The 17,093-nt window shown below is 50.9% G+C and carries 20 protein-coding genes; 1 reads left to right on the top strand and 19 read right to left on the bottom strand.

The genetic code is table 11. The annotated features are described in order from the left end of the window. Position 1: 1 nt before the first annotated feature. From CWO84_RS18960 to serA, 19 genes are all read right to left on the bottom strand, one after another. Positions 2-991 (bottom strand): PhoH family protein, encoded by a 990-nt coding sequence (locus CWO84_RS18960; protein ID WP_101054558.1) that lies wholly within the window; start codon positions 989-991, stop codon positions 2-4. Then, positions 991-2,346 carry a tRNA (N6-isopentenyl adenosine(37)-C2)-methylthiotransferase MiaB gene (miaB, locus tag CWO84_RS18955; RefSeq protein ID WP_101054555.1) on the bottom strand — a complete coding sequence of 452 codons (1,356 nt, stop codon included), beginning with the start codon at positions 2,344-2,346 and terminating at the stop codon, positions 991-993. Before miaB ends, CWO84_RS18960 begins: the two co-directional genes overlap by 1 nt. Positions 2,347-2,451: 105 nt before the next feature. After that, positions 2,452-3,180 (bottom strand): MBL fold metallo-hydrolase, encoded by a 729-nt coding sequence (locus CWO84_RS18950; RefSeq protein ID WP_033158339.1) that lies wholly within the window; start codon positions 3,178-3,180, stop codon positions 2,452-2,454. Positions 3,181-3,221: 41 nt separating this feature from the next. Next, positions 3,222-3,836 (bottom strand): hypothetical protein, encoded by a 615-nt coding sequence (locus CWO84_RS18945; protein WP_033158338.1) that lies wholly within the window; start codon positions 3,834-3,836, stop codon positions 3,222-3,224. A gap of 100 nt (positions 3,837-3,936) precedes the next feature. After that, positions 3,937-4,629, bottom strand: coding sequence for a 7-cyano-7-deazaguanine synthase QueC (gene queC / locus CWO84_RS18940; RefSeq protein WP_033158337.1), 693 nt, complete (start codon positions 4,627-4,629; stop codon positions 3,937-3,939). Next, positions 4,619-5,263 (bottom strand): 7-carboxy-7-deazaguanine synthase QueE, encoded by a 645-nt coding sequence (gene queE / locus CWO84_RS18935; RefSeq protein WP_101054552.1) that lies wholly within the window; start codon positions 5,261-5,263, stop codon positions 4,619-4,621. Before queE ends, queC begins: the two co-directional genes overlap by 11 nt. A gap of 12 nt (positions 5,264-5,275) precedes the next feature. Continuing rightward, positions 5,276-6,136 (bottom strand): tol-pal system protein YbgF, encoded by an 861-nt coding sequence (ybgF, locus tag CWO84_RS18930; protein ID WP_033158335.1) that lies wholly within the window; start codon positions 6,134-6,136, stop codon positions 5,276-5,278. Then, positions 6,133-6,699, bottom strand: a complete 567-nt coding sequence (gene pal / locus CWO84_RS18925) for a peptidoglycan-associated lipoprotein Pal (RefSeq protein ID WP_033158334.1) — start codon at positions 6,697-6,699, stop codon at positions 6,133-6,135. Before pal ends, ybgF begins: the two co-directional genes overlap by 4 nt. A gap of 64 nt (positions 6,700-6,763) precedes the next feature. Next, positions 6,764-8,029 (bottom strand): Tol-Pal system beta propeller repeat protein TolB, encoded by a 1,266-nt coding sequence (gene tolB / locus CWO84_RS18920; RefSeq protein ID WP_225893123.1) that lies wholly within the window; start codon positions 8,027-8,029, stop codon positions 6,764-6,766. Positions 8,030-8,069: 40 nt separating this feature from the next. Continuing rightward, a complete protein-coding gene (gene tolA / locus CWO84_RS18915; protein WP_101054550.1) occupies positions 8,070-9,590 on the bottom strand; it encodes a cell envelope integrity protein TolA in 1,521 nt (506 codons plus the stop codon). Between the two features lie 8 nt (positions 9,591-9,598). Further along, positions 9,599-10,009, bottom strand: a complete 411-nt coding sequence (gene tolR, locus CWO84_RS18910; protein ID WP_225587463.1) for a protein TolR — start codon at positions 10,007-10,009, stop codon at positions 9,599-9,601. A gap of 44 nt (positions 10,010-10,053) precedes the next feature. Then, positions 10,054-10,731: a protein TolQ gene (tolQ, locus tag CWO84_RS18905; protein WP_020483188.1), complete on the bottom strand. Its 678-nt coding sequence runs from the start codon at positions 10,729-10,731 to the stop codon at positions 10,054-10,056. After that, entirely contained in the window at positions 10,731-11,126 is a 396-nt protein-coding gene (gene ybgC / locus CWO84_RS18900; protein WP_033158331.1) for a tol-pal system-associated acyl-CoA thioesterase, read from the bottom strand. The genes tolQ and ybgC overlap by 1 nt, the downstream gene beginning before the upstream one ends. 18 nt (positions 11,127-11,144) lie before the next feature. After that, the gene (ruvB, locus tag CWO84_RS18895; RefSeq protein ID WP_201799056.1) at positions 11,145-12,179 is read right to left on the bottom strand and encodes a Holliday junction branch migration DNA helicase RuvB; all 1,035 of its coding nucleotides are present in this window, start codon (positions 12,177-12,179) and stop codon (positions 11,145-11,147) included. Then, on the bottom strand, positions 12,179-12,781 hold the full coding sequence (gene ruvA, locus CWO84_RS18890; protein ID WP_101054547.1) for a Holliday junction branch migration protein RuvA: 603 nt from the start codon (positions 12,779-12,781) through the stop codon (positions 12,179-12,181). Before ruvA ends, ruvB begins: the two co-directional genes overlap by 1 nt. Next, complete coding sequence (ruvC, locus tag CWO84_RS18885) at positions 12,778-13,275, bottom strand: crossover junction endodeoxyribonuclease RuvC (RefSeq protein ID WP_033158328.1); 498 nt, start codon at positions 13,273-13,275, stop codon at positions 12,778-12,780. Before ruvC ends, ruvA begins: the two co-directional genes overlap by 4 nt. A gap of 33 nt (positions 13,276-13,308) precedes the next feature. Continuing rightward, positions 13,309-14,061 (bottom strand): YebC/PmpR family DNA-binding transcriptional regulator, encoded by a 753-nt coding sequence (locus CWO84_RS18880; RefSeq protein ID WP_033158327.1) that lies wholly within the window; start codon positions 14,059-14,061, stop codon positions 13,309-13,311. Between the two features lie 68 nt (positions 14,062-14,129). Then, on the bottom strand, positions 14,130-14,771 hold the full coding sequence (locus CWO84_RS18875) for an HAD-IB family phosphatase (RefSeq protein ID WP_033158326.1): 642 nt from the start codon (positions 14,769-14,771) through the stop codon (positions 14,130-14,132). Beyond that, the gene (serA, locus tag CWO84_RS18870) at positions 14,768-16,351 is read right to left on the bottom strand and encodes a phosphoglycerate dehydrogenase (protein WP_033158461.1); all 1,584 of its coding nucleotides are present in this window, start codon (positions 16,349-16,351) and stop codon (positions 14,768-14,770) included. The genes CWO84_RS18875 and serA overlap by 4 nt, the downstream gene beginning before the upstream one ends. 97 nt (positions 16,352-16,448) lie before the next feature. Between serA and CWO84_RS18865 the strand changes: the two genes are divergently transcribed. After that, positions 16,449-16,925, top strand: a complete 477-nt coding sequence (locus tag CWO84_RS18865; RefSeq protein WP_033158325.1) for a TlpA disulfide reductase family protein — start codon at positions 16,449-16,451, stop codon at positions 16,923-16,925. Positions 16,926-17,093 lie beyond the last annotated feature (168 nt).

Below are 17,093 nucleotides of genomic sequence, written 5' to 3'. Positions count from 1 at the left end.
ACTACGCCGAGGGCATGTGCTCTTTTTCGTAGTGCTCGTAGGCTGCGACGATGCGCTGCACCAACGGATGCCGGACCACATCGCGCACGCCGAAAAAGGTAAAACTGATACCGTCCACATCCTTAAGTACTTTCAACACATGTTTCAGACCGGACATTTTTTCGTTGGGCAAATCGATTTGCGTGACATCGCCAGTAATGACGGCAGTGGAACCGAAACCGATCCGGGTCAGAAACATCTTGATTTGTTCCACCGTCGTGTTTTGCGCCTCATCCAGAATAATAAACGAGTCGTTCAAGGTTCTACCGCGCATGAAGGCTAACGGCGCCACTTCGATGACATTTTTTTCCAGCAATTTTTCGACGCGCTCGAAGCCCAACATGTCGTATAGAGCATCGTACAAGGGCCGCAAATAGGGATCGACTTTCTGCGCCATATCGCCTGGAAGGAAACCTAACTTCTCGCCCGCTTCCACCGCCGGCCGTACCAAAATAATCCGCCGCACGGTCTCGTTTTGCAACGCATCAACCGCACACGCGACCGCCAGATAGGTTTTACCGGTACCAGCGGGACCGACACCGAAATTAATGTCATGCGAAATGATCTTGCGCAAATAGTCCTGCTGATTAAAACCGCGACCCTTGATTACACCGCGCTTGGTTTTAATCGCCACCGGCTCCGATTTCACGCTCGGCGCAGCCTGTAGTAACTGGTCGATACTGGCATCCTGCAAACTCAAATGCACTTGCTCCGGAGTGATTTCTTCCCGCTCGGTCAATTCGAACAATTTCTGAATCACCGCACAAGCCGCTTTGACCGCAGCATCGACACCCGTGACCTTGAAATGATTGCTGCGATTGGCGATCTCCACCTGTAAGCGTTGCTCGATTTGGCGGATATGCGCATCCAACTGTCCGCAAAAATTGGACAGGCGTTGCGCATCGGCGGGTAACAGGGTAATTTCTTGAGAAAAATGGCCGGCGGTCAACACTAGGCGGTCTGCTTGATTTTTTCGATGGACGATTCCACCAGGCGACCCCGTAACGAATTGGGCAAGGCTTCGGCAATATACACGTCGACGAACTGCCCGATCAAGCGCGGATGCCCGGCAAAATTGACGGCGCGGTTATTTTCGGTACGGCCTGTCAGATGCAGTGGGTTTTTCTTGGAGATGCCCTCCACCAACACACTTTGCACGCTACCGATCATCGACTCCGAAATAGCCATGAACATTTCGTTCAGGCGGTCTTTCAAGCGTTTCAAGCGCTGTTCCTTAACCGCCATACTGACATCGTCGGCAAAGTTGGCTGCCGGCGTACCGGGTCTGGCACTGAAGATAAAACTGTAAGACAGGTCGTAACCGACTTCTTCGATCAAGGCCATGGTATCTTCAAAATCTTCATCGGTTTCGCCGGGAAAGCCGACGATAAAATCCGACGACAAACTGATGCCTGGCCGCACCGCTTTCATCTTCCGCATGATTTCCAGATAGTCTTCGCGTCTATGACCTCGCTTCATTTCCGCCAAAATGCGGTTGCTACCGCTTTGCACGGGCAGATGCAAATGATTGACCAACTGCGGAATCTCGGCAAACGCTTCGATAATATCGTCAGTGAATTCTAAAGGATGCGATGTCGTGAAACGAATACGGTCTATACCATCGACAGCGGCAACGCAATGCAACAACAGCGCAAAACTAGCCACATCGCCATCTTCCATCGCGCCGCGATAAGCATTAACGTTTTGACCGAGCAGATTGATCTCGCGCACACCTTGTCTAGCCAGCGTTTCGATTTCAGCAATCACATCGTTCAGCGGCCGGCTGACTTCTTCTCCGCGGGTGTAAGGCACTACGCAATAGGTACAGTACTTACTGCAACCTTCCATCACCGATACATAAGCCTTGGGCCCTTCCGCACGCGGTTCCGGTAAATTATCGAATTTTTCGATTTCGGGGAAAGAAATATCTACGACATGTTTACCGCCGCTACGCGCTTGATTTAACAACTCAGGCAAGCGGTGCAGGGTTTGCGGACCAAACACAATGTCTACATACGGCGCGCGCTTTTGCAGGGCCGCACCTTCCTGGCTGGCTACGCAGCCACCAACACCAATAATCACACCGGGACGTTTATCTTTGATTTTTTTCCAGCGCCCCACGGCGGAAAATACCTTTTCCTGAGCTTTTTCGCGGATCGAACAAGTGTTTAGTAACAACACATCGGCTTGTTCCGGAATGTCGGTCAATTCCATGCCGTGCGATGCGATCAATACGTCCCGCATCTTATCGGAATCGTATTCGTTCATTTGACAGCCGTTAGTCTGTATATAAAGTTTTTGCGCCATGCTTGATGAGATACCTCAACTACTCTCACTAACAAAAAACCCCCGTCTCGCGACGGGGGCTCGTAATGGCCGGATTATAAACCCAATTTTCGGCAAATGCTTGTTTTATACGGCAATCCCCACTTGTAGGGCCTCGAACCAATCCAGAAAACGCTTCACATCATCGCCTTTGAACATCCGACCATGTTGCGGAGCCAGTATGTCGATATCCAACTTCCTGACTCGGTCAATCCAGGCTCGTTTAGCTTGATTAGAGGGCATCCAACGCTGATGGAAAAAACGCATTTTATCGACGTGCATATCGAAGTTGTCCACAAATACTGGCGTTCCAGGCGGCTCCAAAGCTGCACCGACATCGCCGGACATCAGGATTTTGGCGTGTGGATCATAAATATGGAAATTAGCGGAGGCATGCAGATAGTGAGCTGGAACAATCTGCAATTCGGTAGTACCGAGATTGATGACTCCGCCATGGTCGGGAATCGGTACATATTCGATAGTTTCGCAGCCGAAGTGCCTTAAAAAACCTTCCCATAATGCTGAGGCATGCAGCTTGGCATTGGGCAGCGCTTGATCCCATAAACCCAAAGATGAAATGATGTCTGGATCTTGATGCGAGGCGAACAAATCAGTAATTTCCTCGACCGGCGCATGGTGTAATACCGCCGCCAGCATTGGCGCAAACAGCTCTATGCCGCCGGGATCGATCAAAAGGCAGCGATTGGCCGTCCTTACCATATATTGGTTGGTATCAATGATTTTCTCGGGCTTATGCGCATCGCGGCCAAACATTATCCATTGATAGGCGCCCTCATAAATTTTGGTCATTCTCATGCTAACTGTACCTCTTGGCCATACTGGGTTTGATGGGTGCGCTATTCGGCGACGTTTATAATCGTCAATGCACTCCGGCATTTATGTACTTTGTCGTTGATTATTTGCGCGGCGTTATCGACGCTTTCAGCGACCGCTTGCAGACTTTGCAGATACTCTCCCGCTTGCGAAGCTTCTATCCGGGAGTTGGCAGCAATCACCCGAGCCGCCCTAGCCGGATGCATCACATCCGCCAACTTAATCAGTAATTCCGAAACCTGGATAATAAACTCTCGATGACAAATCTGCGTTCTTAACCTGACTTCCTGCAATGGGGTGGCTAAGGAATCGGCATATCTAGCGCCGACAGCCAACTGCCCCACTTTCTCGAAGCGTCTGCATGCTTCGGTCATGCGCTGTTCATTGACTGTCAGACGATAAAGATGGAATGCGTATTCGTTGATGTTATTGACCAATTCGATCGTATCCTTAGCCAATTCGTTTATGAAGTCCGTGATGGGTTGGAAGCCCTTGGCCTTTTCACCGGCGCGGAAAGCAATCGCTTTGGCATTGGCTGCCGCGAGAGAAATTTCCTTGGCCACTTCCATCACCGCGCTCAATTCGGCGGCTATGGAAGCCACGGCGACAAATTGGGACTTGGTTTGATTGACTTGCATACTGAAAGACCCTCAGATCGACGATAAATTTATTTATAGCTTAGCCGACAAATAAATCCCCGTGCTATTTGAGTTTCCAATAAATGCGCGTCAACCCCGGTTATTTAGGTCGATAATGAGTTGGATCGGTCACACCCAGATTTTGGAAACCGGCCGCCCGCAATCTGCAGGCATCGCACACACCGCAGGCTCTGCCTTTGATATCCGCTGAATAACAGGAAACGGTATCGGCATAATCGACGCCAAGCGCCAGACCTTGTCGAATAATTTCGGCTTTACTCAGTGCTATCAGCGGCGTGTGAATTTGAATTTTATGGCCCTCCACCCCGGCTTTGGTGCCCAGGTTGGCCATATCTTGAAAAGCTTTGATAAATTCCGGCCGACAATCGGGGTAACCGGAATAATCGACGGCATTCACGCCGATGAATACGTCGTGAGCGTTCACCACTTCCGCCCAACCCAGGGCAAATGCCAGGAATATAGTATTTCTGGCAGGCACATACGTTACTGGAATACCGGCTTGCGGTGAAGTCGGCACATCGATCCGAGCGTCTGTCAACGCGGAACCGCCTATTGCGCTCAAGCCGAGATTGATAATCTTATGGTCGGCGACCTGGTAATGCTTGGCAATCCTCCTCGACGCTTCCAATTCAGCATTGTGGCGCTGGCCGTAATCGAAACTCAGGGCGTAGCAAGTAAACCCTTGTTGCTTGGCAAGTGCCAAGACCGTTATAGAATCCAGACCGCCGGACAATAAAATGATGGCCGGCCTGGAACTGCTGCTATTTTCCACGCGCGTCGTTCCAAAGAAATTTATGTAATTGAATTTGAAACCGAACCTGCAGTTGGTCGGCCAAAATACGCTCTGCCAGCTCGGTCGGCGACATCACATCCATCACCGGTGAAAATAGTACTTGGCAATGTTCAACTAAGCGATACAACTCAAGTTGCTGCTTGGCCCATTGGTAATCGGCAGCATCGGCAATCACGAATTTGACTTGATCGTGGGACGTTAAATACTGGATATTGTCATATCGATTGCGCTCAAGCTCTCCGGAACTCGGCGTCTTCAGATCCATGACTTTACTGACCCGACTATCAACCATCGATACATCTAAGGCACCGCTGGTTTCCAGCGAAACCTGGTAACCAGTATCGAGCAGTCTAACCATTAAAGGGTTGCAGCCCGGTTGCGCTAGAGGTTCGCCGCCGGTCACCGTCACATAGCGGGTGTTGTAACGGCTAACTTGCAGGAGAATGTCGTCGATGCTGAGTTTTTCGCCGCCAGTAAACGCATATGCGGTATCGCAATAGGAACAGCGCAAGGGACAGCCGGTCAAGCGAATAAATACGGTGGGTAACCCCACCGTATTCGCTTCACCCTGTAGTGAATAGAATATTTCGGTAATACGTAGCGTTTGCTCCATCCCAACGCCAATTTATTGCGGCATTTGCGCCAGCTTTTTTTCCGCCAAATGAGCGGCAGTGGTGCCTGGATAGCTGGTCGTCACCCGCGTCAGATAATCGCGAGCTTTTGCGGCGTTTTGCAGATCGAATTCGATATAACCCAATTTCAGCAAGGCATCCGGCACTTTAGAACTATTGGGATATTGGCTGACCACCTTATTGAACGCGCCTCGCGCCGCATCGAATTCCCGATTGATCTTATACGCCTCCGCCAACCAATACTGAGAATTGTCGGCAAACTCGCCGGCCGGAAAATCTTTCAGCAAATCCTGAAACATTTTGATGGCTTGGGCATTGTGGCCGTTACGCAAAGTGTCGTAAGCCGATTGATACCTTTCCTTTTCGTTGCCTTGTGCCGCCGTCGCGGTCGGCTTATTGTCCACTACCGACGCAACCGGAGCTGGTGTCGCAGCTGCAACTGGCGCCGGAGCTGGTGCGACCGGGGCCGCTGGCGTAGCGGGTTGAGCCGCTGTAACCGGCGATTGTCCAGCCGCAGCAGTATCTGCAGGAATTGGCGCAGGCGTTTGACTCGGCGGCGTTTGCCCGCCCGCGGTAAGCGCCTGCATCCGATCATCCAGATCGGAGTACATATTGCTTTGTTTTCTTTGCAAATCGGCGATGGTCTGGGATTGCTCCTCGACCATGCCGCGCAATTGCTGCACTTCCGACTGTAACTGCTCCAATCTACCCAACACTTCAAAAATAGCATTGTCAGTGGCGGCCGGCTGTGCATAAGCATTCCCAGCCGGGTAACCCGCACCGTTAGGCGCAGCATCAGCTCCGGCAGTTAAGCCAAAACCGAGACTCAGTATCAGAAGCGCACGCTTACTCATTGATAGCCAACTTCCACGCGGCGATTTTGTTGCCACGCCGACTCGTCATGACCGGAAACAGCGGGCTTTTCTTCACCGTAGCTCACCACTTCCAATTGGCCGGCAGTAACGCCTTGCGAGCGCATCATTCTTTCCACCGATTTGGCCCGTTGCTCGCCCAGTGCGATGTTGTATTCACTGGAACCACGCTCGTCGGCATGACCGGATAGAATCACGTGCTGGTTTGGGTGTGAAGCCAAATAACGGGCATGCGCCGCAACAACAGGTACGTAGTCTTGTTTGACTTGGCTGCTATCCAATTCAAAATAAATCACCTGTTTGGACAATGGATTGTTAGGGTCGCTAAATTCAGGACCCAGGTTCGCGCCGGAACCGGAGCCAAAGCTGCTGCCATTGCCTGAACCGAATTGGCTGCCGGACATGGAACCGTCATTGTAACCGCTGGTAGACGCATCGGTACCTTGGGTAGAATCGGCCAAACCTTCTTCTTCGGTTGAGCTACAGCCTGTTGTTACCAAAATCGCAGTCATGGCCAAAGCCAAATAGGTTTTGTTAAATCTCATCAATTTTCTCCAAATATTAAGTAAAACTCAGGTAGCGATAGTGTGAGGGCTATCGCGCTTGCAATCAAGGTGCCCAGGCCGGTTCACGGACCTCGCCACTCTCGAAGGCCAATTTCTGTTGCATCGCGCCATCGGTAGACACCACCGATAAGGCCGAGCGCCCGCCGCGATTCGCGGCAAACAAGACCATGCTGCCATTAGGCGCAAAACTGGGCGATTCGTCAAGATTACCCTCGGTTAGCACGTTCACAGTGCGCGAGGCCATGTCCATAACCGCAATCTTATAGCCACCGCCACTACCCGTTACCATCGCCAGGCTTCTGCCATCGGCGGAAAAACGGCCTCTGGCGTTATAGTCGCCTTGGAATGTAACCCGGCTAGCTTTACCCCCCGAAGCTGGCATCAAATAAAGCTGCGGTTTGCCGCCTTGATCAGACGTAAACAAGATAGAGCTGCCATCCGGCGACCAGGTCGGCTCGGTATCGATAGATAAACTGTTGGTCAAGCGCGTCAAAGAGCGGCTACCCAAGTTCAAAACGTAAATATCGGGACTGCCGTCCTTTGAAAGCGTAACCGCCAGACGACTACCGTCCGGTGAAAAAGCCGGCGCACCGTTGATGCCCGGATAAGAGGAAACGCTTTCACGTTGTCCCGTCGCCAAAGTCTGCACCCAGATTTCCGAACGTTTGGTGTGGAAGGATACATAAGCGATTTTGCTGCCGTCAGGAGACCAAGCCGGTGCCATGATTGGTTCCGGGGATTCGGCAATCGTTCGCGGATTGTAGCCGTCGGCATCGGCCACTTGCAGCATGAACTGCTTGCCATTGCCGCGGCGCACGCTGGTGACATAAGCAATCCGGGTATTGAATGCGCCTTTGCGGCCGGTCAGTTTTTCGTAAATCAGATCACTGATGTGATGCGCGGCACGACGCAATTCGTTGGCACCGGCCGTCAAACGGTAACCCATCAATAACTGGCCGTTATGCACATTAAACAAATGAAACTGGATGTTGTAGCTGCCCCCATTGCCGACCACTTGGCCTATCGCCATATAGTCTTGGCCCAGTACCTGCCAATCCTTGAAGTTAACCCGCTCGGGTTCGCTGGGCTTGGTCAGCATATCGTCCTCGGACAAGGTTTTGAAAAACCCGCTGCCACCCAAATCAGAACTGATCACATCGGACAATTTAACATTGCCGATAGAACCTTGTTGAGCAAACGGCACGATGGCGATAGGCACCGCAGTTTGCGAACCTTTGGTAATTTCTATGGTTAAACCGGCCGCCTGCGCCACTGTAAACATCCCAGCCAAAATGCCGCCGACTAACATTCTTGTGATTAACATCATTCTCTCGTTTCCGTTTTACTGATTATTCCGGTTTAAACACGAAGGTAAAAACTCTAAATTCCTGATTAAATAAATTTCTATCTTGCGGTACCGGCAAAGGCGAGGCTTTTCTCACTGCATTCTCCGCCGAACGGTCAAAAATCGGATCGCCGCTGCTACCAATCACCACCGCATCCATCACATCGCCGCTAGCCAGCAATTTTACCTGAATTGTGCATCTCAAGCCTTGCGTTGCGTTGATCGGCCGCGTCCAGGCCCCTTCCACTTTGCGCGCTATCATCTGTTTGGCAGAATCGACTGCTTGCTTATCCGATGCCGCTTTTGCCGCAGCCGCCGCGGCGGCTTCCGCAGCCTGGCGTTCTTTTTCCGCTTTTTCAGCCGCCGCTATCGCAGCTTGGCGCTCTTGTTCTGCTTTGGCTTTTGCCGCCGCTTCCGCAGCAAGTCTTTCTTTCTCAGCCTTCTCTGCCTTTTCCGCAGCCAGCTTGGCCTGACGTTCTTTTTCAGCCTTGGCTTTGGCTTCCGCTTCGGCAGCCATGCGTTCCTTTTCAGCTTTTTCCGCCGCTATTTTGGCTTGGCGTTCCTTCTCCGCTTTTTCGGCGGCGAGTTGTTTATCCTTTTCGGCTTTGGCCCTGGCCTCGGCTTCTGCAGCTTGCTTGGCTTTTTCCGCATTAAGCGCCGCCTGTTTCTCCTTCTCGGCCTTGGCTTTTTCGTCAGCTAACTGCTTTTCCTTTTCCGCTTTGGCCTTGGCTTCCACTTGTTTTGCTTGTTCTTGGCGCTTGGCTTCCTCGTTCTTTTGCTCCTGCAGCTTTTTTTGCTGCTCCAGAGCTTTTTGTTCCTGCAACTTCTTTTCCTGCTCCAGCTTTTTGATTTCGGCTTCCTGCTGTTTCTCGCGCGCTTCCTCCGCCAGTTTTTGTTCCTTCAACTTGGCTTCGCGCTCCATTTCCTGTTGTTTTTGCTTTTCCAGCAATTTCTGTTTCTCTACTTCCCTTTGTTTTTCCGCCAACTCCTTCTGTTTTTCCAGTTCGGCTTGCTTCTGCTTTTCCGCTGCTTCCTTTTGTTTGTCCAGTTCGACCTGTTTCTGCTTTTCCGCGGCTTCCTTGGCTTTTTTCTGTTCGAGAGCTTGCCGTTCCTTGGCCTCCTCTAACTTTTTTTCCTCTTCCTTACGCTTCGCAGCGAGCTGTTCCTGCATCTTCTTTTCTTCTAATGCTTCCTGCTTGCGCTTTTCGGCGGCTTCCTGAATTTTTTGCTCTTCAAGCACACGTTGCTTTTTAGCTTGCTGCAACAACTGCTCTTCGGCTTTTCTGGCGTTTTCCAGTTGCTCTTGATGCTGTTTCTCGGCTTGCTGCTTGTTTGTTTCGTTCTGCTTTAAGCGCTCGGCTTCCGCATCGATTTCCGCGCCGTCCAGTACAGTCGCTTCAATAATGTCCGCGGGCGGCGACATTTGCGCGTCGTCAGTCTCGGTGAGAAAACTGAAACTGAACAACAACACAATCAGAATATGTAGCGCTATCGCCTGCGCGAGCGAAGGTTTAAAACTTTTCATGGTGGTGATTATTTGCTGTCAGGCGGCGGCGCGGTCATCAAGCCCACTTTGGGGGCGCCGGTTTTCTTCAGTTCCACCATCACTTTGACGATGCTACCGTAATCCACTTCATGGTCGCCACGCACGTAGAGCTGGGCTTTGGGATTATTTCTGAAAACCGCCGCGACTCTGGTTTTAACCGTATCGACATCGACAGGCGTATCGGCTTCTTCATCGCCGTTGCCAATATCGACGTATAAACTGCCGTCCTTTTTGATGGAAACGATCACCGGCACCTGATCTTGTAAATCCACAGACTCAGCCTCGGCTTGCGGCAACTCGACATCGACACCGGTTTGCACCAGCGGCGCGGTAATCATGAATATCATCAACAGCACGAAGGTAACGTCGATATAGGGTACGACGTTGATTTCGGCCATTACCCCGCGTTTTTTTCGCGATCTGCGATTGCTGCCGCCCACATTCATTTGCTGTGCGCCTGTCTTTGTAGTAATACCACGAACTCGTCGACGAATAACTCGTAACGGCCGGCCAAGCGATCCAAACGGGTAGAGAAGCGGTTATAGGCAATTACCGCTGGAATCGCCGCGAACAAACCAATCGCGGTGGCAATTAACGCTTCTGAAATACCTGGAGCGACATTCGCCAAGGTAGCATTTTTAATTTCGCCCAAAGCGCGGAACGAGTTCATGATGCCCCAGACAGTGCCAAACAAACCGATATACGGACTGGTCGAACCGACTGTCGCCAAAAACGGCAAAGTCTCGTCCAACCTATCCAACTCGCGGGACAATTCGATACGCATGGCCCGTTGCGCACTTTCGACCTGGACAGAGGGTTCGACATCGCCTTTCTGGCGCATCCGTGCGAACTCGCGGTAGCCGGCTAGAAAGATTTTTTCGATACCTTCCGGCTCGAACCGGTCGCTGGACATCTTTTTATACAACTCGGCCAAACCGACGCCAGACCAAAACTCCTCTTCGAAATCGTCGGTAATGGCTATGGCCTGTTTCAATTCTTTCCGTTTGGAGAAGATGAAGGTCCAGGACGCAACCGATGCCGATAACAGAATGAACATAACAAACTGCACGACGATACTGGCTTCTTTGACCAGCGTCAGGATGGATAAATCGGTATTCATTAGTTTAAATGTTCCAAAATAGCAGAGGGAATAAGTTTGGGCTTCATGCTTTGCGCATCAAGACAGGCAATCCGGATTTCACCCGTGCATAAAGTATCTTGTTGCCGAGTGATCGCTTGTTCAAAGGTAAAATTAGTTTTTTTGTACTCTATAACTTTTGCACTAACGTCCAACAGTTCGTTGAAGCGGGCAGGTTTTAAATAGTCTACTTTCACGGAACGGACTACAAAAATCAGATTTTGTTCAGCTAGAAGATTATCCTGCTCAAAACCTACACTACGCAGCATTTCGGTTCTGGCCCGTTCAAAAAACTTCAAATAATTCGCGTAAAACACTACACCGCCCGCATCGGTATCTTCGTAATATACTCGTACCGGCCAGTTAAATTCTTTCATTCGTCTCTTAACGAATTATTAAATATCAAAGATGTCATCGCTACCGATTTGCTGCCTGGGTGCGGGCAAGCCAAAATGACTGTATGCCTTATGAGTGACCACTCGCCCCCTGGGGGTACGCATAATAAAACCCTGCTGCAGTAAATAAGGTTCCAACACGTCTTCGACCGTGCCACGTTCCTCGCTGATTACCGCAGCCAGCGTATCCAGGCCAACCGGACCGCCTTGAAAATGCTCTATCATGGCCGTCAACAGTTTACGGTCCAGCATATCGAAACCTTGCTGATCGATTTTCAGCATCTCCAATGCCCGCCTAGCAATATCGCGAGTCACGGTGCCGTTGCCTTTGACTTCGGCAAAGTCGCGAACCCTGCGCAACAACCGGTTGGCAATCCTCGGCGTACCGCGCGAGCGACAAGCAATCTCGTCCGCCCCGCCGCTATCCATGCCTATATTCAACAGTGTCGCCGACCGACTGACGATACTGGCCAGTTCCTCAACGGTGTAAAACTCAAGGCGTTGGACGATACCGAAACGGTCGCGTAAAGGCGATGTCAACAAACCGGCTCGGGTCGTCGCGCCTATCAGCGTAAATGGCGGCAAATCCAGCTTAATCGAGCGGGCTGCCGGGCCTTCGCCTATTATAATATCAATTTGGTAGTCTTCCATAGCCGGATACAGCACCTCTTCCACTGCCGGGCTGAGCCTATGGATTTCGTCGATGAATAACACATCATGGGCTTGTAGATTGGTCAGCAAAGCCGCCAAATCGCCGGCTTTATCCAGCACCGGACCCGAGGTTTGACGAATGTTGACATTCATCTCCGCAGCCACGATGTTGGCCAGCGTGGTTTTCCCCAAACCCGGCGGGCCGAAAATCAACACATGATCCAACGCTTCAGAGCGCGTTACCGCCGCCTGGATAAAGATTTCCATCTGCTCGCGCAGTTCTTTTTGCCCGACATAGTCTTTCAAGCGCTTGGGGCGAATAGCTCGGTCCACTCGCTCTTCGTCATGATTACCGTGCGCGGTAACCAATCTGTCGCTTTCGATCATTTAACCGCACCGCGCAGCGCCAGACGAATAATGTCCTCGCAGCTTTTATCGTCTGTAGCAACCGCTTCCACCATCCGCGCCGCGTCCGGTGGCTTATAACCCAGGGCACACAGCGCGCTAATCGCCTCCTGCTTAGGACTTGCTGCCAAACCGGGAAGCGAACTTGGGCTATCACTAGCTGCCGATAGTTTGTTTAGTTCCGGTAAACGACCACGCATTTCGATAATCAAGCGTTCGGCGGTTTTTTGGCCGACGCCCGGCAAGCGCACCAAACCTTTTACATCGTTATCATGGACGCAACGATAGAATTCTTCGGTACTTTGCCCGGACAGAACAGTCAACGCCAGCTTGGGGCCGACACCATTGACTTTGATCAGGGTTCTGAACAGCATGCGTTCGCTTTCTGTGGCAAAACCGAACAGGATATGCGCGTCCTCGCGAACCACGAGATGCGTATGTAGCTTAACTACTTCACCCAATGCCGGCAGGTCGTAAAAGGTATTCATCGGCGCTTCGATTTCGTAACCGACACCGTGTACGTCCAACAACAGTTGCGGAGGAGCTTTGTAAATCAATTTACCGCATAAAAAACCGATCATGAAATCGCCTTCTGCAAACGCATCGCGGTCTCCTGATAGTGGCTATGACACAGGCCAATCGCCAATGCATCGCTAGCATCGATCTGCATGTCACCTTGAATGCTCAACAAAATTTTCACCATATGCTGCACTTGCTGCTTATCGGCATTGCCCTTGCCTACCAAGGCCTGTTTAACTTGCCTAGCCGCATATTCGAAAACCGGCAGATCTCGATTTAAGGTGGCGCAAATCGCAGCGCCGCGCGCTTGCCCTAGCTTCAGGGCAGAATCGGCATTCTTGTGCATAAACACTTGCTCTATGGCCATTTGCTCAGGACGGTACAACTCAATCACCTGGCTAACACCATCAAAAATCTGCTTCAAGCGCTCGGGAAATTCGTCGGATTTGATACGAATGCAGCCGCTCGCTACGTAGCGAATACCGCGCGATGTCGACTCCACCACACCGTATCCGGTGATGCGCGAGCCGGGATCTATACCTAAAATTCTGGTCAACAGTGTATTGGTGCGAGTAATTTTGCGGTGTGATTAGGCATCGAGCGCAGCCATGATGTCATCGCTGATGTCGGCATTCGAGTAAACGTCCTGCACATCGTCCAGATCTTCCAAACGGTCGATCAACTTCAGCATTTTTTCGGCGGATTCGCTATCCAATTCAGTCTTAACGTCGGCATGCATCGTCACTTCGGCGTTTTCCGGCTCGAAGCCCGCAGCAAGCATAGCTTCCTTGACGGTCATATAGTCTTCAGGGGTGGTAAACACGTCGATAGAACCATCGTCGTTGGTGACCACGTCCTCGGCGCCGGCCTCCATCGCGGCTTCCATCACTGCGTCTTCATCGACGCCGTTGGCGTAGCTGATAATGCCGACCTTGCGAAACATATAAGCCACCGAACCGTCCGTGCCCAAGTTGCCGCCAGCCTTGGAGAATGCGTGCCTTACATCTGCAACGGTACGATTGCGATTATCGGTTAAGCAATTCACCATCACCGCCGTGCCGCCAGGACCGTAACCTTCGTATCGCACCTCTTCGTAAACCACGCCATCAACCGCACCGATGGCCTTTTTGATGGTGTTGTCGATGGTATCGCGCTTCATGTTAGCGCCAAGCGCTTTATCGATAGCGGTACGCAAACTCGGGTTATTGGCAGGATCACCACCACCCGATCCTTTTGCGGCCACGGTAATCTCGCGAATCAGTTTGGTAAAAATCTTGCCGCGTTTTGCGTCCTGCGCGCCTTTACGATGCTTGATGTTAGCCCACTTACTATGCCCAGCCATTCTATCTCTCTGAATCTGCTAAAAATTTGGAAATTTTACCATCGTCCCGCCGGCTTATCGACCCTTGCTTACAATACTAGCGGCAATATAGCTGCTAACGAAGCATCCGAGACGTAGCTATCCGCTTGCTCTTCCACCAAGGGTCTGCGGACGACACCGCCGAAACCTATCATATAAGCACCGGCCAATTTAGCTTCCAGATCGGTCTTGCCGTCGCCTATCATAACCAAGGACGAATGATGCATCCTCAGTCGGCGACAAATCCTGGCTTTGCCGCCACTGACGGCCAACGGCGAGTGTCGGGCAAAATCCTGGTAATTACCGTCTTCGTCAAACAGCACATCAACCGCATGCACATGCGCTTCCGGTATGCCCAGTTGCTCCGCCAAAGGTAGTATCGCCTGCCGCAAGCCGCCGCTTATGATGTGGATCAGCTTATTATTGGCTTGCAGGGTTTTAATTGTGTCGCTGACACCGTCAACCATTTCGGCAATATACAACTCGGCCAACCAGTTTATCGCGGCTTGGTCGGGTTTGATCAAATCCAACCGGTTCGCGTAGACATCCTCAAGGGCCAATTCGCCGTTCATAGCTGCATCGGTTAACGCCGCAACCTGTTCGAATAAACCGTTACGCCTAGCCAATTCATCGATACCTTCGACCCGGCTCAGCGTACTGTCGCAATCGAAACAAACAACTTCAAAACTCATAACGCGATCTGCCTTGCTGTGTGCACCGCAGGCACCTCGCAAACCGATTTCAATACTTGCTCATTTAAGGGATCAGAGATGCTGATGACCATCATCGCCAATTGATGTTCGTCGGCGATACTGACTTGCATGCGGGTAATATTGATATTGGCAACGCCCAAGATCGAGCTAATCGCCGCAATCACGCCCGGCTTATCATCGTGGCGAGTGATCAGTAACGCGCCTTCCGGCACCACTTCAATTTCGAAATGATTGATACTGACCAAGCGTGGATGTTGATTTCCTAACAACGTTCCCGCCAGAGATACCGACTTATCGGTGCAGTGCCCGGTAATTTTGATTAGAGACTGATAGCCTTCCGATTCCTCGGTCTGGGACTCAATTAGCGTTATACCTTGGCGTTTGGCAATGTTCTCAACATTGACGCGGTTAACCGGCGTGGAAAGCTGCCCCCCCAACAAACCGACCATCGCCTCTGCGGAAATCGGCCGAATTTTTACCTCAGCAGCCTTTCCATAAACCGCAACTTCCAATTTTTGAATCGGTTGATCGATCAACCCTACTAAAACCTTACCGAGAATATTAGCAAGGTTCATAAATGGTTGAGCCTTGGATAGCTCTTCTGCCGACAACTTAGGGAGATTCAAAGCATTAACAGCTTCGCCGGTTTGCAAATATTTAACCGCCTGGCGGGCAATTTCGACACTCACCGCCACTTGCGCTTCTTTGGTCGAAGCGCCCAAATGCGGCGTAAATACCACATTATCCAGTGTAAGCAATGGCGAATCCTTGGGGGGCTCTTGCTCATAAACGTCCAGCGCGGCACCAGCGATCCGGCCGTCTTTCAAAGCATCATATAATGCCGATTCGTCAACCAAGCCGCCGCGCGCGCAATTGATCAACCGTGCAGATTTTTTCATCATCGCCAATTGTTCCCGGCCGATAATGTTTTTGGTTTTTTCCAGCAAAGGGCAATGCAGAGTCAAATAGTCGGCTTGTTTAACCAAAGCCTCCAAATCAACCATTTCCGCGCCATGTATGGCAAAAACATCCGGCGCTACAAACGGATCATAAGCGATCACGCGCATGCCCAAACCGTTGCCGCGTTGCGCGACTATCCGGCCGATAGTACCAAAACCCAGCACTGCCAGAGTTTTATGAGCAATTTCGGCGCCCATCAACTTAGAGCGCTCCCATTTGCCGTCTCTGACCGATTGATTGGCAAACGGTAGATTGCGACTCAAGGAAAACATATGCGCGATAGCGAGTTCCGCGGTCGTGGTGGCATTGGCATCAGGCGTATTCATTACGATAACGCCTTGTTCAGTAGCGGCATTTAAGTCAACATTATCGACCCCTATGCCGGCACGCCCAACCACCTTCAGGCGAGTCGCAGCTTTTAAAACTTTAGCTGTCACCTGAGTATCGCTGCGAATCAATAAGGCGTCGAACTCCGGAATAATCTCACACAACTCGTCTTCATTTAAGCCGGTTTGGATATGTATCTGTATACCGTCCTGGACATTCAAGAAATTAATGCCGTCTTCCGCAAGCTTGTCTGAAATCAGTATCTTTTTCATCGCCATGACTGGATTATTGGATAAAACCGGCATTTTAGCAGCTTTGCTATAATCGCCGTAATGCGCGTTCCCGACAAACAACCAAAGTCTATTACTTATGAGAATAAAATCGGCGCTTGGCGTCCTATCGGTGATCTGTTTACTTGGCGCAATCGCCTGGTGGCTGACTTACACTAAAAGTTTCGCCCCCAACGCCGTTTTTACAACATTGACAGGCGAACGACTGGCAATTGCCGAGCTGAAAGGCAAGCCCGTATTGATAACATTTTGGGCAACCGACTGCCCTAGCTGTCTTGAGGAAATTCCGGATTTGATTGCATTGCATCAGCAAGGCCTGAAAATCATTGCTGTGGCAATGCCATACGACCCGCCTAGCCGCGTGCAAACATTAGCCAAAGAACGTCAGCTTCCTTATCAAGTTGCTCTTGATATAGATGGTAGTCTTGTACATGCTTTTGGTGATGTGCAATTGACCCCAACGATGTTTTTAATAGACAAACAGGGCGTGATCATCATGCACAAAATCGGCGCTTTCGATTTAGCATCTTTAAAAACACTTCTGACGCAATTATAGAAAACTACTTTGTAATTTAGCTATAGAGGTGTTGTCTGGTAACAGTAAATCCGCAAAAGAGAAGAGAGCAGCAGCGGGGTGATTTTTAGTCAAAAAAAAGCCCCGCTATAGCTAGCGGGGCTTTTGGTTTAAGAGCTTGGCGATGACCTACTTTCACATGGCAACCTG

It is taken from the genome of Methylomonas sp. Kb3, assembly GCF_002834115.1.
GTDB classification, from domain to species: Bacteria; Pseudomonadota; Gammaproteobacteria; order Methylococcales; family Methylomonadaceae; genus Methylomonas; species Methylomonas defluvii.
Note: the sequence above shows the minus strand (reverse complement) of the source record. Positions and strands in the feature narration are given on the sequence as shown.

What these genes read in the sequence shown, in the direction of transcription:
- pal (WP_033158334.1), bottom strand. Translation starts at nt 6,699, where the DNA reads ATGAGATTTAACAAAACCTATTTGGCTTTGGCCATGACTGCGATTTTG.
- tolR (WP_225587463.1), bottom strand. Translation starts at nt 10,009, where the DNA reads ATGGCCGAAATCAACGTCGTACCCTATATCGACGTTACCTTCGTGCTG.
- queE (WP_101054552.1), bottom strand. Translation starts at nt 5,263, where the DNA reads ATGGAGCAAACGCTACGTATTACCGAAATATTCTATTCACTACAGGGT.
- CWO84_RS18875 (WP_033158326.1), bottom strand. Translation starts at nt 14,771, where the DNA reads ATGAGTTTTGAAGTTGTTTGTTTCGATTGCGACAGTACGCTGAGCCGG.
- CWO84_RS18945 (WP_033158338.1), bottom strand. Translation starts at nt 3,836, where the DNA reads ATGCAAGTCAATCAAACCAAGTCCCAATTTGTCGCCGTGGCTTCCATA.
- tolQ (WP_020483188.1), bottom strand. Translation starts at nt 10,731, where the DNA reads ATGAATACCGATTTATCCATCCTGACGCTGGTCAAAGAAGCCAGTATC.
- CWO84_RS18865 (WP_033158325.1), top strand. Translation starts at nt 16,449, where the DNA reads ATGAGAATAAAATCGGCGCTTGGCGTCCTATCGGTGATCTGTTTACTT.
- tolB (WP_225893123.1), bottom strand. Translation starts at nt 8,029, where the DNA reads ATGTTAGTCGGCGGCATTTTGGCTGGGATGTTTACAGTGGCGCAGGCG.
- CWO84_RS18950 (WP_033158339.1), bottom strand. Translation starts at nt 3,180, where the DNA reads ATGAGAATGACCAAAATTTATGAGGGCGCCTATCAATGGATAATGTTT.
- CWO84_RS18880 (WP_033158327.1), bottom strand. Translation starts at nt 14,061, where the DNA reads ATGGCTGGGCATAGTAAGTGGGCTAACATCAAGCATCGTAAAGGCGCG.
- tolA (WP_101054550.1), bottom strand. Translation starts at nt 9,590, where the DNA reads ATGAAAAGTTTTAAACCTTCGCTCGCGCAGGCGATAGCGCTACATATT.
- miaB (WP_101054555.1), bottom strand. Translation starts at nt 2,346, where the DNA reads ATGGCGCAAAAACTTTATATACAGACTAACGGCTGTCAAATGAACGAA.
- serA (WP_033158461.1), bottom strand. Translation starts at nt 16,351, where the DNA reads ATGAAAAAGATACTGATTTCAGACAAGCTTGCGGAAGACGGCATTAAT.
- ybgC (WP_033158331.1), bottom strand. Translation starts at nt 11,126, where the DNA reads ATGAAAGAATTTAACTGGCCGGTACGAGTATATTACGAAGATACCGAT.
- ruvA (WP_101054547.1), bottom strand. Translation starts at nt 12,781, where the DNA reads ATGATCGGTTTTTTATGCGGTAAATTGATTTACAAAGCTCCTCCGCAA.
- ybgF (WP_033158335.1), bottom strand. Translation starts at nt 6,136, where the DNA reads ATGAGTAAGCGTGCGCTTCTGATACTGAGTCTCGGTTTTGGCTTAACT.